This window comes from Neisseria sp. P0019.S002 (assembly GCF_051957155.1).
In the GTDB taxonomy this organism is placed as follows: Bacteria; Pseudomonadota; Gammaproteobacteria; order Burkholderiales; family Neisseriaceae; genus Neisseria; species Neisseria perflava.
On the sequence record NZ_JBQCWS010000172.1, the window covers coordinates 1 to 434 of the forward strand.

The 434-nt window shown below is 48.6% G+C and carries 1 protein-coding gene; it reads left to right on the top strand.

Translation table 11 applies throughout. The features are described from left to right. Positions 1–107: 107 nt before the first annotated feature. Positions 108–434 (top strand): trimeric intracellular cation channel family protein (locus tag ACTHTY_RS12150; protein ID WP_440367882.1); only part of this gene is annotated, 327 nt, incomplete at its 3' end.

The following is a 434-nucleotide window of genomic DNA, read 5'->3' on the forward strand; positions in this document are numbered from 1 at the left end:
GGTCTATGTCTCGTAAGCGTTATCAGATGTTAGATGAAATAGACATGCCAATAAGAAATGTTTTAGCATCTCCAAATTAAACTATCATCTGCCGAGTAATACATGTCATGAATACAACCGACTTCATCCAAATCATTGGGACAGCCGCATTTGCTATTTCCGGCTATTTGGTCGGCTACAACAAGCGATTGGCTGTGCTCGGTGTCGTCATTACCGCGTTACTGACGGCTGTCGGCGGCGGCATGATACGCGATGGTTTGGTCGGCCGGATTCCGCAAGTGTTTTTGCAAACCGATGCGCTGATAGTCGTGTTCGCCACGCTTGCCATTGCATGGTTGATAAGGGTGCAACGTTATCGCCGCACCTATTTGGCCGCCGCTTTCATTATTGCCGATGCTATCGGTTTGGCAGCGTTCAGCATTACCGGTGCACAA